Source organism: Thioclava sp. SK-1 (assembly GCF_001705665.1).
In the GTDB taxonomy this organism is placed as follows: domain Bacteria; phylum Pseudomonadota; class Alphaproteobacteria; order Rhodobacterales; family Rhodobacteraceae; genus Thioclava.
Window position 1 is genome coordinate 58,919 of sequence record NZ_MDHA01000069.1, and the last position, 16,906, is coordinate 75,824.

Here is a 16,906-nt window from a genome sequence, read left to right on the forward strand (position 1 = left end):
CCTGTCAACGCCTGTGTTTTTACCCACAGCCACCTCCAAAGTCCCCTTGGCACGGCTGGGCGGCGGAGACGGAGGCGCATGCCTCCGGCGGTCGGGCGGGGTTCGATGCCCCGCCCGACCGCATCTGGGCCCCAACCCCACGCCATTTCAGGACGCTGAGTTATGGGATTTTTGCCGATGGCCCGGGGATGGTTTCGGGATCCTCGACCGGCTGGCGGGCGGCGTGTTTGTTTTCGTCCTCCAACGCATCAGGCGGCAAAAGTGAGACAATCTTAGCCCCCGGTGCGGCCTTCAACTCTTCAGCCTTATCGACAAAGCGCAGCTCTGATGCCGGCGTGATGCGCAAGATCGGCACTGCGGTTGGCCGTTTAACCCGCCAATCCTCTATGGTGAATTCATCCGTCAAACGGGTGATCCGAAAGGTCCAGCCCTCTCGTACCATTTCGCGAAACACCTCAAATGTGCGACCATCCCCAAAGGGTCTGCCGCCCAATTGCGTGGGCAGGCTATGGCGTTTGCGGTCTTCCTTTTGGCGCGCAATCTGCCAAACTTGGTTACGCCCCAGCTCTGCGCCCAAATCCGTTGCAACCAATGTATTGTAGGCGTCATTATCAGTTGCGGCCAAAACAGTGCTATAGGCCATCAGCTCAACGGAATCCTCAGCCGCCTCACCTAAAATATCGCCGTAAAAGGTCCGCAGCCCCGCAGCCCTCGGGCGGATCAGATGTGCGTGGTTGGGATCTGTGACCAGCACCGGCACCTCGGCTTGTTTCAAAATCTCGCCCAGCTGCGTGGTAAACCGTGACCCGCCAACAATCAAAAGCCCCGGCTTTTCCGTGCCCGCCAAACCCAGCAAACGCCCCAGAGGCGCAAGCGTGAACCCATGAAGGACAACGGTCGCCGTCACCAAAATGAACGCCAGCGGCCCGATCACCGCCCCATCAGAGATACCTGCATCCGCCAAATGCTGCCCAAACAGCCCCGCAACCGCAACCAGCACCACGCCACGCGGCCCGGTCAAGGCGATAAACAGCTTCTCGCGCCAGGGCATATCAACACCCAACAACGATATCATCACCGTCGCCGGTCGCGCCAGGATCACCACGACCAGCACGAAGACAATCGCATGCCAATCCAACCGCGACAATTGCTCCAGATCCAGACTGGCCGCCAATAAAATAAACACACCCGACACAAGCAAAATCGTCGCATGTTCCTTAAACCGGCGTAATTCCGTGTAAGACGGCAAATCCGCATTGCCGATGACAAGCCCCATAACGGTCACGGCCAACAGCCCGCTTTCATGCAACAATGTGTCGGCCAATGCGAAACAGATCAGCAAAGTCACAAAAAGCACCGGAATTTTCATATATTCCGGCACGAATCCTTTGCGGAAACTGGTCGCGATGGCAAAGCCTGCCGCCAGTCCAATAATGGCCGCAAATACGATCCCGATCGCAAGCTGCGTCACCGCTTGCTGCGGCGCTACCCCGGTGTTCAGCACCAACACGACCTCAAAGGCGAAAACCGCAGCCAGCGCCCCGATAGGGTCATTCACAATTGCTTCCCATTGCAGCAATTGTGCCGGTCTTTTCTTCAACCGGGCCGAGCGTAACAACGGTGCAATCACTGTCGGGCCGGTCACAATCATGATGCCGCCAAACACCGCCGATGTCTCCCATGACAGGTTCATCGTCAGCCGCAGCGCCAATGTCGACACCAGCCATCCCAAAGGCGCACCGATAAACACCAGGCGCATGACCCCGGCTTTGGCATCGCCCAACCGGTGACGGTCCAGCGATAAGCCGCCCTCAAACAAGATCACCGCCACCGCGAGTGAAATCAGCGGCCCTGTCAGCGCACCAAAATCGCGCTGCGGATCAATCAACCCCGTCACCGGCCCAGCCAAAATGCCAACCACCAGCATGATCACAATGGCGGGCATCTTAAATCGCCACGCAAGCCATTGCGCCCCAACGCCTGCCACGCCGACCGCCGCAAACCCCATCACCGGGCCGAGCCCCGCCGCTGTTTCCAACGCCATATTCCGCAATTCCTTCTGCAAAGCCGGCCGAAATGGCAGCCCAACGCCCCATGATGGGGCTTCGCAGCATTTGGGCAAGCCCATAGATCAAAGTGGTCTCAATTGACGCAGATGCTTTTTTACGCTATTAGCAGCGCCAAACCCGCAATCCGGTGGGTCACTGGCCGGGGCGCCCGATCCCATAGCGTCCCATTTCTGTGCGGTCCGACACCGCCATAACAGGACGTATATGACCAAGTTTTCTGATCTGAAGCTGGACCCGAAGGTCCTCTCTGCCGTTGCTGATGCCGGCTATGAAACACCTACACCGATTCAGGCAGAGGCGATTCCGCCCGCTTTGGAAGGCAAGGATGTTTTGGGCATCGCGCAGACCGGCACGGGAAAAACCGCTTCCTTTACATTGCCTATGCTTTCGCTGCTACGTCGTGGCCGCGCGCGCGCGCGCATGCCGCGCTCGTTGGTGCTGGCCCCCACGCGCGAATTGGCCGCACAGGTGGCCGAGAATTTCGATCTATATGCCAAAAACACCAAGCTGACGCGCGCATTGCTGATCGGTGGCGTGTCGTTCAATGAACAAGACAAACTGATCGACAAGGGCGTCGATGTTTTGATTGCGACACCAGGCCGGCTTTTGGATCATTTCGAACGCGGCAAGTTGATTTTGACAGATGTAAAGATCATGGTCGTGGATGAGGCCGATCGCATGCTGGATATGGGGTTCATCCCCGATATTGAGCGGATCTTCCAGCTGACGCCATTTACCCGGCAGACCCTGTTCTTTTCGGCGACAATGGCGCCGGAAATCGAACGGATCACCAATACATTCTTGCACGCTCCGGTGCGCGTTGAAGTGGCGCGTCAGGCGACCACTTCTGAAAATATCACGCAGCGGCTGATCGAAATCACGCCCTCGCGCAAAGACCAAACCGCCAAAACCAAACGCGAACTGCTCCGCGCGCTGATCGCGGCCGAGGGCGACGCCTGCACAAACGCGATCATCTTCTGTAACCGCAAGGTCGATGTCGATATTGTTGCAAAAAGCTTGCAAAAATATGGGCTTGATGCGCAGCCGATCCATGGTGACTTGGATCAATCGCATCGCACGAAAACCCTGGACAGCTTCCGCGATGGGTCTTTGCGGATCCTTGTTGCCTCAGATGTGGCCGCGCGTGGTCTGGATGTGCCCAGCGTCAGCCATGTGTTCAACTATGACCTGCCGATGCATGCCGAAGATTACGTGCACCGGATCGGCCGGACGGGACGCGCCGGGCGTAAAGGCGCCGCTTTCTCCATCTCGACCCCGTCTGATGAAAAATTCCTCAGCCAGATCCAGGATTTGGTGAAGATGGAAATTCCCCGCGGCAGTTTGCCAGACGGGTTTGAGCTGTCTGCGGCGGCACAATCAGCCCCGCGTGCGCGCCATGAAGAGGACAAGCGCGGCGGCAGACCCCGCGGCCCACGGGCACGGCGCAATGAAGAGCGCGAAAGCGCAACGCCTGCTGTAAAGGCCGAAGCACCAGCGGAGTCGCGCCCTGCAGCCCCCCGCACACAGCCGCGTGCGGAACCACGTGCCGAGCAGCGCAGCGAACCAGTGGCCGCGACCGGCTCGTCCGACACAACGCCGGCCCCGGCGCGCGATCATAACGACCGCCGCGACCGCTACAGCCGCAATGGGCGTGGCCGCCGCGACAATGGGCCAGAGGTGATCGGCATGGGCAGCCATGTGCCCGATTTCCTGCTGCGCGAATTCCGCCCTTCAAAAGTGGCACGCAAGTCATCAGATGAAACCGAAGATGACACCACCGTCATCGATACGGAAACAGCCGACGCGCCTGCCCCGGCCGAAAAGAAACCCGCCAAGCGCACGCGCCGTCCGCGCAAAACCGCAGCGCAGGTCAGAGCAGAGGCGGCAGCCCTTGCTGAAGCCGAAACTGCAGCACCGGCGCCATCAACAGATGGCGCGTCACAGCCCGCACCGGAGCAAGACGCCGCACAAGCAACAGCGGCAGCCGCCCATGAAGCCCCCGTGCACGATACGGTCGGAAATCCTGTTTCGGACACAGCCCCCGAACAAAGTCCTGCACCCGAATCACCTGCTGCCGAGGCACCGTCAGCCCCCGCGGCTACAGCCCCCCAAAGCGCACCTGCAGAGCCCGAGACCACGTCCGGCGATGACACAACAGATAGCGTCAGCGGTGATGATACCGTCACGGCCAATAATCCCGCCTAAGCGGAGCGTCACAGGTTCCCCCCGGTCTAAAGTTTAAATAGAAAACGCCGGCATATGATCGCATATGCCGGTGTTTTTATCGCAACTGTGTAAAGCCTGCGGTAGGGATTAACCCCCGCGCGTGCCATCAGTGGGCGCCAAATCAATCGCACCTTCTGCATAGCGTGCCAAACGGTCTGCCCGGCGTGCGCGCAAAAATTCACGCCGCAGATCCATTTCACATGACATAAGCTCATCAACAGGCGGCCAGCTTAGCTTTTGATGCCCGGCCAACTGGCCACGCGCCTCTGCAATAATTGTCGGGTTTGTCATGAAAATCATCGCCGCGCCGGTTTTCTTATCCGACATAAAAATAACTGTGTTCATAGTCTCCCTCCCCAAGGGACTTCAGCCGACATGGCGCAAAGGCACATCAGGCGACACAAAAGATCAAACCAACACACATTCAAAAATACTATTATCTATGCTTATTATTTGCACCAATCGCGATTGTGTTCAACACAGAGGCGACCACCAGCACTATTTTAATAAAAGCGGCGCCGACAACCAGGCTTGCAGCGCAGCGGTCACTTTTTCCGGCTGCTCCAGAGGGCTGAAATGTCCGGCGGATAAAATCGGTTTGAATTCAGCATGCGGCATCAGTTCTGCCAGAAATTCATGACGACGCGGCGGGCAGATCGTGTCGAACTCACCACAAAGCAACAAGGCCCGGATCCGGTTAGAGCGCAAGGTCCGCTGCTGATCGGGACGGCGCATCAGTGCGCGGGACTGATCTTCAAAACGATCGGGGCCAAGCGCATGTGCCATATCCAACATCATTGCCTGAACCTGAGAGCGATGTGCGCCAGGGTCCAGCGATTCGGTGGGGATCTCATCTAACATCGCCTCATCCAACCGTCCGATGCGCGCCTTAACGATGCGCTGTTCGCGCAGGGCGGACAGTGCCGGTGTCTCACTTAGTGGATTGACATTGATCAGCGCCAATTGACTGACACGGTCGGGCGCACGGCGTAAAATCTCCATCGCGACCAGACCACCCAACCAATGGCCGACCAAAGCCATTTTCGGCGGTGCATGGCGCAAAACGGCCTCGGCCATTTCTGGGATGCTTGCACCGGTCAGCGGCGCGACCATTACCGGGCGCTGCGATGAAATCTCATTGATCTGATGCCAAAACAACCGGGCATCACACATGAACCCCGGCAAAAACAGTAGCGGTTCGCCCTGCATTGCTCATCCCCTGGACTGTGGCGCATCTTCGCGCTCTTGGGGATGCAGTTTGCCTGACACAACCACAGGCGAAAAGCCACAATCGGGGTGTTTTCACCCTAAGCGCGAAACTGTGATCAAGCCAAAAGCTGTAACACCTCATCAAGTGCTGTCTCGACCGCCTCAAGACAGATCGGGTCCGAGAACCGATGATCGGCGCCTTTGACAACCGTCAGACGCATGTCGTCGCCTTGCGCGTGCTCTAGCAGTCGATAGGCCCATTCAACCGGCACCGCATCATCGGCCGTGCCCTGCAAGAACCGTACCGGAAAGGGCAGTGGCAACGGATCGCGCAACACCAAACGGTTGCGCCCCTCATTGATCAATCGGCGGGTGATGATCATCGGATCGCCGTATTCAGATGGGATCGCGATCTGACCTTCGCTTTCCAGCTTATGTTTGATCTCGGGGCTGAAGCTGGCCCAATAACCGTCTTCGGTAAAATCGGGCGCGGCGGCAATGGTGACCAGCCCGGCAACGCGCGCGGCCATCTCACGGCACAGCAGCAACGAAATCCACCCGCCCATTGATGACCCTACCAGAACCTGCGGGCCTTGAGTCAGTTCGGTAATGATGTCACGGGCATCTTCAAGCCAATCCCCGATTGCCCCGTCTTCAAACACCCCATCCGACGCACCATGGCCCGAGTAATCAAACCGCAAGAAGGCCCGACCATTGGCCTGCGCCCATTCTTCTAACGCCAGCGCCTTTGTCCCCTCCATATCCGAGCGGAACCCACCAAGGAACACAACCCCCGGCCCCTGCCCTTCGGTCTGATAATAGGCAAGGCGGCGATTTTGCGACGTGGTCATGAAATCTGGCATAGGTCTGTCTTTCACAAGAAGCGATGGCTTTTCGGCCCTTACGCCACACTCAGCACAAACCGCACCCGTATGGCAAGCCATGGTAACCGGCCAGCGCTTGACATGTTTGCGCCATGGGAACACAACAGCGCCCGAAACATATACCCGCAACCGGGCGTTCCGTGGGCGCCAAACTGACGAGGAGGACATTATGTCCCAGATCACCCTCACCTTCCCTGATGGCAATCAACAACAGGTCGACGCCGGGATCACCGCCGCCGAAGTGGCCGCCAATATCTCCAAATCCCTGTCGAAAAAGGCTATTTCGGCTCAGGTCAATGGTGCCCATTACGATCTGCAATGGCCCATCACCCAAGATGCGCAGATCGCGATCAACACGCTGGCCGATGACGGCCCTGCACTAGAGCTGATCCGCCACGATCTGGCGCATATCATGGCGCGCGCGGTGCAAGAGCTGTGGCCGGATGTAAAAGTGACCATCGGGCCGGTGCGCGACAATGGCTGGTTCTATGATTTCGATCGCGCAGAGCCTTTCACCCCCGAAGATTTGACGGTGATTGAAAAGAAGATGCGCGACATCATCAACGCCCGCGAGCCGGTGAAGACCGAGCTGTGGTCGCGCGAAGATGCCATCAAATTTTACGAAGACCGCAATGAACCCTTCAAGGTGGAGCTGGTGCATAAAATTCCGCAGGGCCAGGATCTGCGGATGTATTGGCACGGCGATTGGCAAGACCTGTGCCGTGGCCCGCATCTGGTCCATACCGGTCAAGTCCCCGCAGATGCGTTCAAATTGACGCATGTGGCCGGTGCATATTGGCTGGGTGACAGCACGCGCCCCATGTTGCAGCGGATTTATGGCGTGGCGTTCAAAACCAAGAAAGATCTGAACGCCTATAACACCATGCTTGAAGAGGCCGCCAAGCGCGACCACCGCAAGCTTGGCCGCGAAATGCAGCTGTTCCATATGCAAGAAGAAGCGCCGGGTCAGATCTTTTGGCATCCCAATGGCTGGAGCATCTACACCGGCTTGCAAGATTACATGCGCCGTATGCAGCGCGCCGATGGCTATGTCGAGGTCAACACCCCACAGGTGGTGAACCGTAAACTGTGGGAAGCATCGGGCCACTGGGAAAATTATCAAGAGAACATGTTCATCGTTGAGGTCGACGAAGATCATGCTCGTGAAAAAACCGTCAATGCCCTGAAGCCAATGAACTGCCCGTGCCATGTGCAGGTGTTCAACCAAGGTCTGAAATCCTACCGTGATTTGCCCCTGCGGATGGCAGAGTTTGGCTCTTGCGCGCGGTATGAACCCTCGGGGGCGCTGCATGGGATCATGCGTGTGCGCGGCTTCACCCAGGATGATGCGCATATCTTCTGCACTGAAGACCAAATCGAAGCGGAAACCGCAAAATTCATCGCATTTCTGGCGAAAGTCTATGATGATCTGGGTTTTGAGAACTGGACCATCAAACTATCGACCCGCCCGGAAAAACGTATCGGATCGGAAGAAAGTTGGGACCGGGTCGAAGCCGCGCTTGGCAATGCCTGTAAAGCCGCCGGCTATAGCTATGAGATCCAAGAAGGCGAAGGCGCGTTTTACGGCCCGAAATTAGAATTCACCCTGACCGATGCCATTGGCCGCGAATGGCAATGTGGCACGTTGCAGGTGGACCCCAACCTGCCAGAACGTCTGGACGCCAGCTTTATTGGCACCGATGGTGCGCGCCACCGCCCCGTTATGCTGCACCGTGCCGTGCTGGGGTCGTTTGAACGTTTCATCGGGATGTTGATCGAAAACTATGCCGGGAAATTGCCGCTTTGGCTGGCCCCGCGCCAGGTGGTGGTCGCATCAATCGTGTCAGATGCTGATGGCTATGTGCTGGAAGTGACCGAGGCGTTGAAAAAAGCCGGTATCCGCGCCGAAGCCGATCTGCGCAATGAAAAGATCAATTACAAAGTGCGTGAGCACAGCCTCGGCAAAGTGCCATATATCTTTGCCGTCGGGATGAAAGAGATCGAAGAGCGCACCGTCTCGGTTCGGCGCCTGGGCGAGAACCGCACAAGCGTTCAGCCCCTGGATGAGGTGATTTCGGCGCTGAAAGCCGAATCACTTGCACCGGATCAACAGTAACTAGGCAGATGCCTATGCAATAATCACAGCAAGGTGAGGGGGTTACCCCTCACCCAATTTTCAATTGAATTTTTGAAATCTTCGTTCATCTTTTTTAAGCGTGTGACGCTGACTTTCTATCCGCTCCCTCCAAGGGGCAGCCGGAAGACACTGGAAGACCCGGCTGCACGATCCGACGGCAATCTCGCTGTCGGTAGACTTGAAGGAGAAGAACGGATGGCCACTGGCACCGTAAAATGGTTCAATTCCACCAAAGGCTACGGCTTTATTGCACCCGATGACGGCGGCAAGGACATTTTCGTGCACATCTCGGCTGTCGAGCGTGCAGGTTTGACCGGGCTCGCTGACAACCAGAAAATTTCATATGAGTTGACATCTGGGCGTGATGGCCGTTCGTCGGCTGGGGATTTGCAGCTGCTTTAATCGGCGACTAATGGTTAAAATGAAACGGCCCGTGTATGTTGCGCGGGCCGTTTTTATGGCTGGTCAATCTGAATATCCGATCGGTCTTAGCATGTGAGAGGTGCACGCTGATGGCAAAATGCAGCCCACCGGCGGCGGGATTGCCGTCACTCGGTCAGATCACCCTCTGATACGCCCAGCAGACGCGCAAACCTAAGACGCTGCGTCACGGTCATCGGCTGCAAACGGTTTTCCAACCGGGTCAATAATGCGGTGCTGATCCCGGCCATCGTGGCCAGCTCTTGCGGGGTCAGATCAGCGGCATGTCGCCATGCCTTCAGCGGGGTCGCCCCTGCGGTGATCCACGCAAGATGGATCCAGGGATCAGGGATCGGTTTGCGTATCGCATGTGCGTTATCGTCAACACGATGGGCGTTCATCTGCATAGTCGGGTATCTCCCGTCGACATCCTGCCATCCCCGGCCACCGTTTAACGATGGAAGCGCCCTGTCCCGGCGCAAATGGCAGAAAAAACTTGTTACCTACTCACATCAACAGACTCGATGAATAGGGTTTAATTATAGTGCACGCCGGCCCAATAACCTGCGCACAATAGATCAGATTTTCGTTATTTACTTAGACAATTGACCATATGGCCTGGGCGGGTGCGGCCCATCCCAATGTCGCCTTATCCCCGTCGACCACAATTGGCCGCTTCATCAATGTGGGGTGCTGCGCCAGCAGCTGCGGAATTGCGGCCTCACGCGCCGTGTCATCCAATCCACGCCATGTCGTAGAAGATTTATTCAAAAGCTTATCACCAAATTCTGCATAAAATTGCGCTATCTCATCTGCGCTTAACGGGGACTTACGAATGTCGCGAAATTCGACATCCTTCCCCGCCGCGTCCAATGCCTTGCGGGCCTTGCGACATGTATCGCATGTCGGGATCCCATATAAGATCATTTACGGTCCTCCCTCAACTGTCCATCCTCCAGGCGCAGCACCCGATCCATCCGCCCGGCAAGCTCAAGGTTATGAGTCGCAATCAGCGCGGACAGTCCAGTTTCCCGCACCAACTCCATCAGCGCATGGAATACGGTTTCCGAGGTTCCAGGGTCAAGATTTCCCGTCGGCTCATCGGCCAAAAGCAGCCGAGGGCCATTGGCCAATGCACGGCAAAACGCGACGCGCTGTTGTTCCCCGCCCGACATCGCTGCGGGCTGATGGCTGGCCCGCGCCTGCAATCCGACCTTATCCAAAAGGCTTTGCGCACGCGCCACGGCCGCGCCGCGCGCAACACCATTGGCCAACTGCGGCAAAACGATGTTTTCCAAAGCGGTGAATTCAGGCAACAGGTGATGAAATTGATAAATGAACCCGATATCGCTGCGCCGTGCCGCGGTGCGGCTGCGGTCGTTTTGATCCGATAGATTCGCACCGTTCAACTGAACCTGTCCCGAATCTGGCGTATCCAACAGCCCCGCAATATGCAACAGCGTCGACTTCCCTGCCCCCGAAGGCGCGATCATCGCGACCACCTCGCCGGCCGGGAGTGTTAAATTGACGCCACGCAACACCTGCACCTGGTTGGGCAGACCCGCATTATAGGTTTTTCGAATATCGGTCAGCTGCAAGACGGGATCATTCATAGCGCAATGCCTCTACCGGATTCAGGCGGGCAGCACGCCGCGCCGGGAAAATCGTCACAACAAAGCTGAGCCCCAAGGACAGGCCAACCGATTTCACAATATCAGAAAGTTGTAATTTTGCCGGCAGCTCATAAATCCCCCGGATAGACGGATCCCATGCAGATCCCCCGTTCAACCAATTAACAAAATCCATCACATGACTGATATTAAGGGAGAACACGACACCAAGCGCCAGACCGGCCAATGTGCCAATGATCCCCGTGAAGGCCCCGCACAGAAAGAACACCCGCAGAATAGACCCTTCTGTCAGCCCCATCGTCCGCAAAATGCCAATATCGCGGCCCTTGTTCTTAACCAGCATGATCAGGCCAGAGGTGATGTTCATCGATGCGATCAACACCAATACGGATAAAATGACAAACATCACGTTATCCTCAATATCAAGCGCGCGCAGGAAGCTCGACGATGCCTCTCTCCAAGTCCAAAGCATGGCGCCATCGCCCCCCGCCTGCAACAAGGCAGCAGAATAGTCATCCACTTTTTCCGGGTCGGTTACGTCCACCTGAATTTCATCAGCGGCACCTTCGCGGTTGAAATAGGTCTGCGCCTCGGCAAAGGGCATATAGATCCGCGTCTGATCAATGTCATACCGACCTGCGGTAAAGATATAGGTAACCGGATAGGCCGAGATGCGCGGGCTCGTCCCCACCGGCGTGCGCGCCCCATTGGGGGAAATCAACCGGACCGTATCGCCCAGACCGACCCCCAGATCGCGCGCCAACCCTGATCCCATTGCAATACCGCCATTTTCCGCACCAAACCGATCCAGACTGCCCAGCGATTGTTCTGGATGGGCAATACGCGGGATCTGGGCCAGATCCTCGGCGCTGATGCCGTAAACCTCGGCCACGTTAGAGGCGTCATCCTTGGTCACCATGACCTGCCCCCGCACCAGCGGCGCAGCAGAGGTCACACCGGGAATGGCCAGAATTTTTTCAACCTGCGAAGGGAAATTGCGCATCTGGCGGGTATACACACCGCTGTCGGGCACGACCTCAACCGGGGCGGAATACACCGTCACATGGGCATTCGCGCCAAGAATCGTATCAACGAACTCCGCCCGAAATCCCGCCCGCACCGCCAAGGTGATAATCAGCGCGGCTACCCCAAGGGTAATGCCTATCAAGCTGATCCATGTCATCACGGACACGCCCCCTTCGGAGCGGCGCGCGCGCAGGTAGCGCCATGCAATCATAAATTCAAATGGCGCGAATGGCGCTGTCGTGCGGGCCATAGTGTCCCCTTCCGCGAAGTTGCGCGGCACAGTTATCCGCACCCAAAGAAAGGTCAAGGGCGGGGTCCCCCGACCCACAGCAATGTCAGACGTCGAACATCGGCCCTGCCGCCAGGATCGGCCCGGTTGCAACCCCATTTGGCGCACCGCCCAGTGGCTCATCCGTGATCGCCAACAGCGCATTTTGCAATTGCACCGCCAGCTCAGGATCCAGCTTGACCATCACATCGCGATCTTCGGTTAACACCCCTAATGAGATTGCCTCTTGACCCTCTGGGATCAGCCACAACTCCATTGAGCGGCCTTCCACTGGCTCTGCCGCCTCTTGGATAATACGCAACATGCCCGTATCGGCATCATATCCGGCCTGTACAAACAGCACCTGATTTTCAGCCATCAGATCAGCATGCAGCACAGGATCAAACGCCGGAGGGCCAATCGGAACCAGCAGCGCAACGGTCAGACCAGCGGCCAAAAGCCCGCCGGTAATCCACGCCCACACCCGCCCCCGCGCGATCGCAGGCTTGGGTGCCACCGCGGCCAAGACGGCACTGCGCACCGATTTAGGCGGTAAGACGGGCGGAATTTCCGCTGTCAGCTCCGCCAGATTGGCTTCCCAAAACTGTACCGCTTGCCGCAGCTTTGCGTTTTCGGGCAAACGCGCCTGAAACCCAGCACGTTCCGCCGGGGAGAGCAGCCGCAGAACATATTCTGCAGCAAGCACGTCATCGGCATCAAGATCGGTGGGATCGGTCATCGGCTCAGGCAATCCTTCAATTTCTGCAAACCACGGCGCAGCCATGTGCGCATTGTGTTCAGCGGAACAGCATGGTGTTCAGCCAATTCGGCATAGGACAGCCCCTCTAGATAGGCACCGCGCAGCGCCTCGGCGCGCTGTTCTTCCAAACTGGCCATGCAGGTCGAAATCCGCGCAGCCTCTGATCGGGCAATTGTCGCCGCTTCAGGGCCCGGCGCACCATCAGACAGATCATGCACCATATCGATATCTTCTGTAGCGGACTTGCGCGCGCGCAGCCGGTCAATCGACAGGTTCCGCGCCACAGTGATCAGCCATGTCATAGGGCTATGCCCCGTCACCGCATAGCGATCCGCCTTGTGCCACACCCGCAAAAATACATCTTGTAACGCATCTTCGGCCTCGGAGCGGTTTTTCAAAACATGCAGGCAAATCCCAAACAACTTGGCATGTGTTGCATCATATAGCGCAGCAAAGGCCGCCTGATCGCGCAAAGCAACCCGCGCCAAAAGCGTCTCAATTTCGGCTCTGCCGGACATATTTCTCTCCCCCACGCGTCCTTCAAAGTTACGTCGCATCAAGCAGTTGTCAAGCGCCCGACCCGGGCAAACCGCGTGGATCGTGGGAACAGAAGGTGCACCCGAAGCAAGCTGCCCCGGGTGCGGTAGGAATTGGCATCGGATCGCCCAACACCAAAAGTGATCAACGGCTTATTTCGCCGTAATCACCTTCATCACCAATTTGCCATCCGGCTTAATTGGACCATCTTCAGTCGCACCCAATGTGTATTCAAACGCGCCAGTGGTCATGCCGCCGGCTTCCGAATGCACCATCAGCATCAACATGTCACCTGATGCAACGTCTTCGGTCAAGATCGCCGCCACATCGTCGGTTTCACCCATGCGGATCGGCGCATAGCCTACAACAGGACCCGGTTTCATATCCGCGCCGGTGCGATGCACAACCATCCAACCATTTTCAGGTGCGACAATTTTCGCAGCGCTGACAACACCGTTTGATACGTCTTGGTCCATCGCTTCGACCATCGGTGCCATCATATGGTCATCCGCAAAAGCGGTGGCAGCAGTCATGCTTAGGGCGGCAGCAAGGGCAAATGTCTTCATCGTCGCATCCTTTCAAAGGTCCCGTCCGAATTGGTCGGGTATGTAAGGATTCACGGATCAACGCTGACAAAGTTTCACCTGTCGCACTTTTTTATTTTTATTTCGTCTCCCGGGCCAAAAGCGGCTCATATCGCGCGTCAGTCAATGTGCGCAAAAACGCCACCAATGCATCAACCCGCTGATCATCAAGGGCTGGACCTGTTTCCAATTCCTCAAGCGAGAGCGTGCCGGCCACCTCTGGCGGACCAAAGCGCGTGCCGGTTTCGGGATTGATATGACGCTCAGGACGGGTGGTGTTATAAGTGTTGTAAAACAAAATCACCGTGCGCAGATCATCAAAAATTCCATTGTGCATATATGGGGCTGTCACCGCGACATTGCGTAATGTCGGGACTTTGAACTTGCCGGCCTGCGCAGGGTCATCCACGCCCGGATGGGCCAACAACCCCAAATCTACAAAACCAGACGCAGTGCCATTTACCGCGCGCACCCATCTGTTCACCGGAACGCCAATATTGTGATACTCATAATTGGAGAATGTTTCCTGCGCCTCCCCCGGTGTGGTGCGCAACTGATGGCACAGGTTACAATTGGTGAATTGAGGCGAAAAAAACAGAATCCGCCCAAGCTCTTCCTCATCCGTTAATGACAGCTCACCGCGCAGATAGCGATCATATTTGCTGTCAAATGGCGCGAACTCTTCGGTCTCTTCAAAGGCCGCGATTGCACTGGCCGCAGCCTGAAACGCAACATCAGGATGCGCGTCAGGATCCCTGATACCAAACAGTTCCTGCAGGGCGGCAAGATGCGCGTCATCGCCAGCAAGACGTTTCGCGATGACCGTGGCCGATGGCATCCCCATCTCAATTGGATTTAACATTGGGGCCTGCGCCTGCTGCGCCAAATCATCGGCGCGCCCATCATGAAACTGCCCGCCCCGATACACACCCGCCTCGGTTTTACCAAATGCTGGTGAAAACGCTGCATAGCCAATCGTTGGCGCATTGCGATCGCCAAAGCTGACCATATCATCGCCCATTGACACGGCCCGGCCAACCTCAGTCTCCCTGGGGTCCGCAAATCCATAGGCCGGGTCATGACAGGTGGCACAGCTCTGGCTTTGCTGCCATGACAAATTGGGGTCAAAGAATAACGCACGCCCCCACTCCGTCAAGCTCACCGGAGCAGCAGAGCCCGAAACCTCATCCGCCAACACAGGCAAGGCACATATCGCCCAGCAAAGCCCCAAAACGCGAAACCATACACCGCGTGGCCCATGATCCTTCGCGGAGCTCATCCAAGACATCGACTTCCACCTTATCCAAAGCAGACATGGCCTTCCATGTGCCGCAATTTTCCTAAAGTTGCAATCTTCCCTACGTTCGCCGCCGTCAGGGCATCGAACCCTTCGGCGGCGGTCGGGCATGTGCCCTCCGGCTCCCAACCCAACCTTGGTCTACTTCATCTTGCCTTAAATATCCCGGGGAGCTTCGACACTGTCGAAGCGGGGCAGAGCCCCACTTCACTCTCACCTGACCCACAGCACAAAGCACCAAACGAACAAAGCGCGGCAAAACTGCCGCGCTTTGTCACCTATATCGAGCGCCACCGCGCGTTACAGATGTGCTGCGTAGATCTCTTGAATACGCGCCAGTGCCGCCTCCGACGACATTTCTTCGCTTTCTCCGGTCCGCCGACTTGTCAGCTCCACCAAATTGGCAGCGACGCCGCGTGGGCCAACCGTAATGCGCCACGGAAGACCAATCAGATCCATCGTTGCGAATTTTGCGCCTGCCCGCTCTTTGCGGTCATCATATAGCGGATCAAAACCCTTTTGAACCAGCGCCTTATACAAGGCATCACAGGCGCTGTCACAGGCCGCGTCGCCTTGCTTCAGGTTCACAATCCCTACATGGAACGGCGTCACGCCCTCTGGCCAGATAATCCCTTTGTCATCGTGATTGGCCTCGATCAACGCGCCAACTAGACGGCTCACCCCAATCCCATGCGAGCCCATCTCAACAGGCACATTGCCCTCGGGGGTTTTGACAGTGGCTCCCATTGCCTCGGAGTATTTTGTGCCAAAATAGAAGATCTGCCCCACCTCGATGCCCCGCGCGGTTTTACGGCGTTCCTCGGGCAGCTCGTTAAACACTGCTTCGTCATGGGTTTCATCGGTGCGTGCATAAAGCGTCGTGAATTCGGTGCAAATTTCTGCCACGGCCTCGCGGTCGTCATAATCGACCTCACGATCCCCCAGCTTTAGATCGGGAACCTGCGCGTCATAAAACACCTCCGATTCACCTGTCGGCGCCAGCACCAGGAATTCATGCGTATTGTCCCCACCGATCGGGCCACTGTCAGCGCGCATCGGAATTGCGGTTAACCCCATACGTTCATAGGTCCGCAAATAGGACACCATATGGCGGTTATACGCGTGCAGCGCGTCTTCCTTTGTCAGATCAAAGTTGTAACCGTCTTTCATATAGAATTCACGGCCCCGCATCACGCCAAAGCGCGGACGCACCTCATCACGGAACTTCCACTGAATATGATACAGGGTCAGCGGCAGCTGCTTATAGCTTTCAACATGCGCCCGAAAGATATCGGTGATCATTTCTTCATTGGTCGGACCATATAGCATATCGCGCCCATGCCGGTCAGTAATCCGCAGCATTTCCGGCCCATAGGCATCATACCGCCCCGATTCCTGCCACAGATCCGCTGGCTGCAACGTCGGCATCAAAACCGGGATGTGGCCCGCGCGCACCTGTTCTTCATGTACGATCTGCTCGATCCGCTTGAGCACCTTATACCCCAGCGGCAACCAGGAATAAATCCCGGCCTGTTGTTGTTTGATCATGCCAGCGCGCAGCATCAGCCGGTGGCTGGCGATCTGCGCCTCGGAGGGATTTTCCTTCAAGACGGGCAGAAAGTAGCGAGAAAGACGCATTTTGGTCCCTGCAATCAGTGAGAACGGTTGCCTTTGGGGCTAACTTATATGTGCCACAGGAGCAAGAGATGTCCGCTCCCGCGTCGCTGCTTGGGTAAACATCTCGCCAGATGTCGACAGTTTACCCGACCAAATTGTAAAAAATTACTCTACCATTACCTGAGGTTTTCAGCGCGCCTGCTGCGTGAAATCACGCATTTATCACTATAAAGTCAACGAG

General features: G+C 56.9%; 15 protein-coding genes and 1 pseudogene. 3 read left to right on the forward strand and 13 right to left on the reverse strand.

What is annotated here, in order from left to right; translation table 11 throughout:
• Positions 1–160: 160 nt before the first annotated feature.
• Positions 161–2,044: a sodium:proton antiporter gene (locus BFP70_RS16280; protein ID WP_066012924.1), complete on the reverse strand. Its 1,884-nt coding sequence runs from the start codon at positions 2,042–2,044 to the stop codon at positions 161–163.
• 229 nt (positions 2,045–2,273) lie between these two features.
• Here BFP70_RS16280 and BFP70_RS16285 point away from each other — a divergent pair.
• Positions 2,274–3,836, forward strand: a pseudogene (locus tag BFP70_RS16285) (DEAD/DEAH box helicase); the annotation flags it as partial.
• A 546-nt stretch (positions 3,837–4,382) separates the two neighbouring features.
• On the opposite strand, the gene BFP70_RS16290 reads toward BFP70_RS16285, so the two are convergent.
• The 3 genes from BFP70_RS16290 to BFP70_RS16300 form a co-directional block, all read right to left on the reverse strand.
• Positions 4,383–4,640, reverse strand: a complete 258-nt coding sequence (locus BFP70_RS16290; RefSeq protein ID WP_066012705.1) for a hypothetical protein — start codon at positions 4,638–4,640, stop codon at positions 4,383–4,385.
• A 153-nt stretch (positions 4,641–4,793) separates the two neighbouring features.
• Positions 4,794–5,504 (reverse strand): alpha/beta fold hydrolase, encoded by a 711-nt coding sequence (locus BFP70_RS16295; RefSeq protein WP_066012706.1) that lies wholly within the window; start codon positions 5,502–5,504, stop codon positions 4,794–4,796.
• 116 nt (positions 5,505–5,620) lie between these two features.
• Positions 5,621–6,367: a carboxylesterase gene (locus tag BFP70_RS16300; RefSeq protein WP_066012707.1), complete on the reverse strand. Its 747-nt coding sequence runs from the start codon at positions 6,365–6,367 to the stop codon at positions 5,621–5,623.
• A 190-nt stretch (positions 6,368–6,557) separates the two neighbouring features.
• Here BFP70_RS16300 and thrS point away from each other — a divergent pair, with 190 nt between their 5' ends.
• Positions 6,558–8,504 carry a threonine--tRNA ligase gene (gene thrS / locus BFP70_RS16305; protein WP_066012925.1) on the forward strand — a complete coding sequence of 649 codons (1,947 nt, stop codon included), beginning with the start codon at positions 6,558–6,560 and terminating at the stop codon, positions 8,502–8,504.
• Positions 8,505–8,720: 216 nt separating this feature from the next.
• Positions 8,721–8,927, forward strand: a complete 207-nt coding sequence (locus tag BFP70_RS16310) for a cold-shock protein (protein ID WP_066012708.1) — start codon at positions 8,721–8,723, stop codon at positions 8,925–8,927.
• Positions 8,928–9,073: 146 nt separating this feature from the next.
• Here the strand turns inward: BFP70_RS16310 and BFP70_RS16315 are convergent, their stop codons facing one another.
• The 9 genes from BFP70_RS16315 to proS all read right to left on the reverse strand — a co-directional run bounded on the left by BFP70_RS16315 (position 9,074) and on the right by proS (position 16,686).
• On the reverse strand, positions 9,074–9,346 hold the full coding sequence (locus tag BFP70_RS16315) for a helix-turn-helix domain-containing protein (RefSeq protein ID WP_176715589.1): 273 nt from the start codon (positions 9,344–9,346) through the stop codon (positions 9,074–9,076).
• Between the two features lie 196 nt (positions 9,347–9,542).
• Positions 9,543–9,872, reverse strand: coding sequence for an arsenate reductase family protein (locus tag BFP70_RS16320; RefSeq protein ID WP_066012710.1), 330 nt, complete (start codon positions 9,870–9,872; stop codon positions 9,543–9,545).
• The gene (locus BFP70_RS16325; protein ID WP_066012711.1) at positions 9,869–10,558 is read right to left on the reverse strand and encodes an ABC transporter ATP-binding protein; all 690 of its coding nucleotides are present in this window, start codon (positions 10,556–10,558) and stop codon (positions 9,869–9,871) included. The genes BFP70_RS16320 and BFP70_RS16325 overlap by 4 nt, the downstream gene beginning before the upstream one ends.
• Positions 10,551–11,852, reverse strand: coding sequence for a lipoprotein-releasing ABC transporter permease subunit (locus BFP70_RS16330; RefSeq protein WP_066012712.1), 1,302 nt, complete (start codon positions 11,850–11,852; stop codon positions 10,551–10,553). The genes BFP70_RS16325 and BFP70_RS16330 overlap by 8 nt, the downstream gene beginning before the upstream one ends.
• A gap of 85 nt (positions 11,853–11,937) precedes the next feature.
• Entirely contained in the window at positions 11,938–12,609 is a 672-nt protein-coding gene (locus BFP70_RS16335; RefSeq protein WP_066012713.1) for an anti-sigma factor domain-containing protein, read from the reverse strand.
• Positions 12,606–13,148 carry a sigma-70 family RNA polymerase sigma factor gene (locus BFP70_RS16340; protein ID WP_066012714.1) on the reverse strand — a complete coding sequence of 181 codons (543 nt, stop codon included), beginning with the start codon at positions 13,146–13,148 and terminating at the stop codon, positions 12,606–12,608. The genes BFP70_RS16335 and BFP70_RS16340 overlap by 4 nt, the downstream gene beginning before the upstream one ends.
• A 171-nt stretch (positions 13,149–13,319) precedes the next feature.
• A complete protein-coding gene (locus tag BFP70_RS16345; protein ID WP_066012715.1) occupies positions 13,320–13,733 on the reverse strand; it encodes a hypothetical protein in 414 nt (137 codons plus the stop codon).
• 97 nt (positions 13,734–13,830) lie between these two features.
• A complete protein-coding gene (locus tag BFP70_RS16350; RefSeq protein ID WP_083217584.1) occupies positions 13,831–15,030 on the reverse strand; it encodes a cytochrome c peroxidase in 1,200 nt (399 codons plus the stop codon).
• 318 nt (positions 15,031–15,348) lie between these two features.
• The gene (gene proS / locus BFP70_RS16355) at positions 15,349–16,686 is read right to left on the reverse strand and encodes a proline--tRNA ligase (RefSeq protein WP_066012716.1); all 1,338 of its coding nucleotides are present in this window, start codon (positions 16,684–16,686) and stop codon (positions 15,349–15,351) included.
• Positions 16,687–16,906 lie beyond the last annotated feature (220 nt).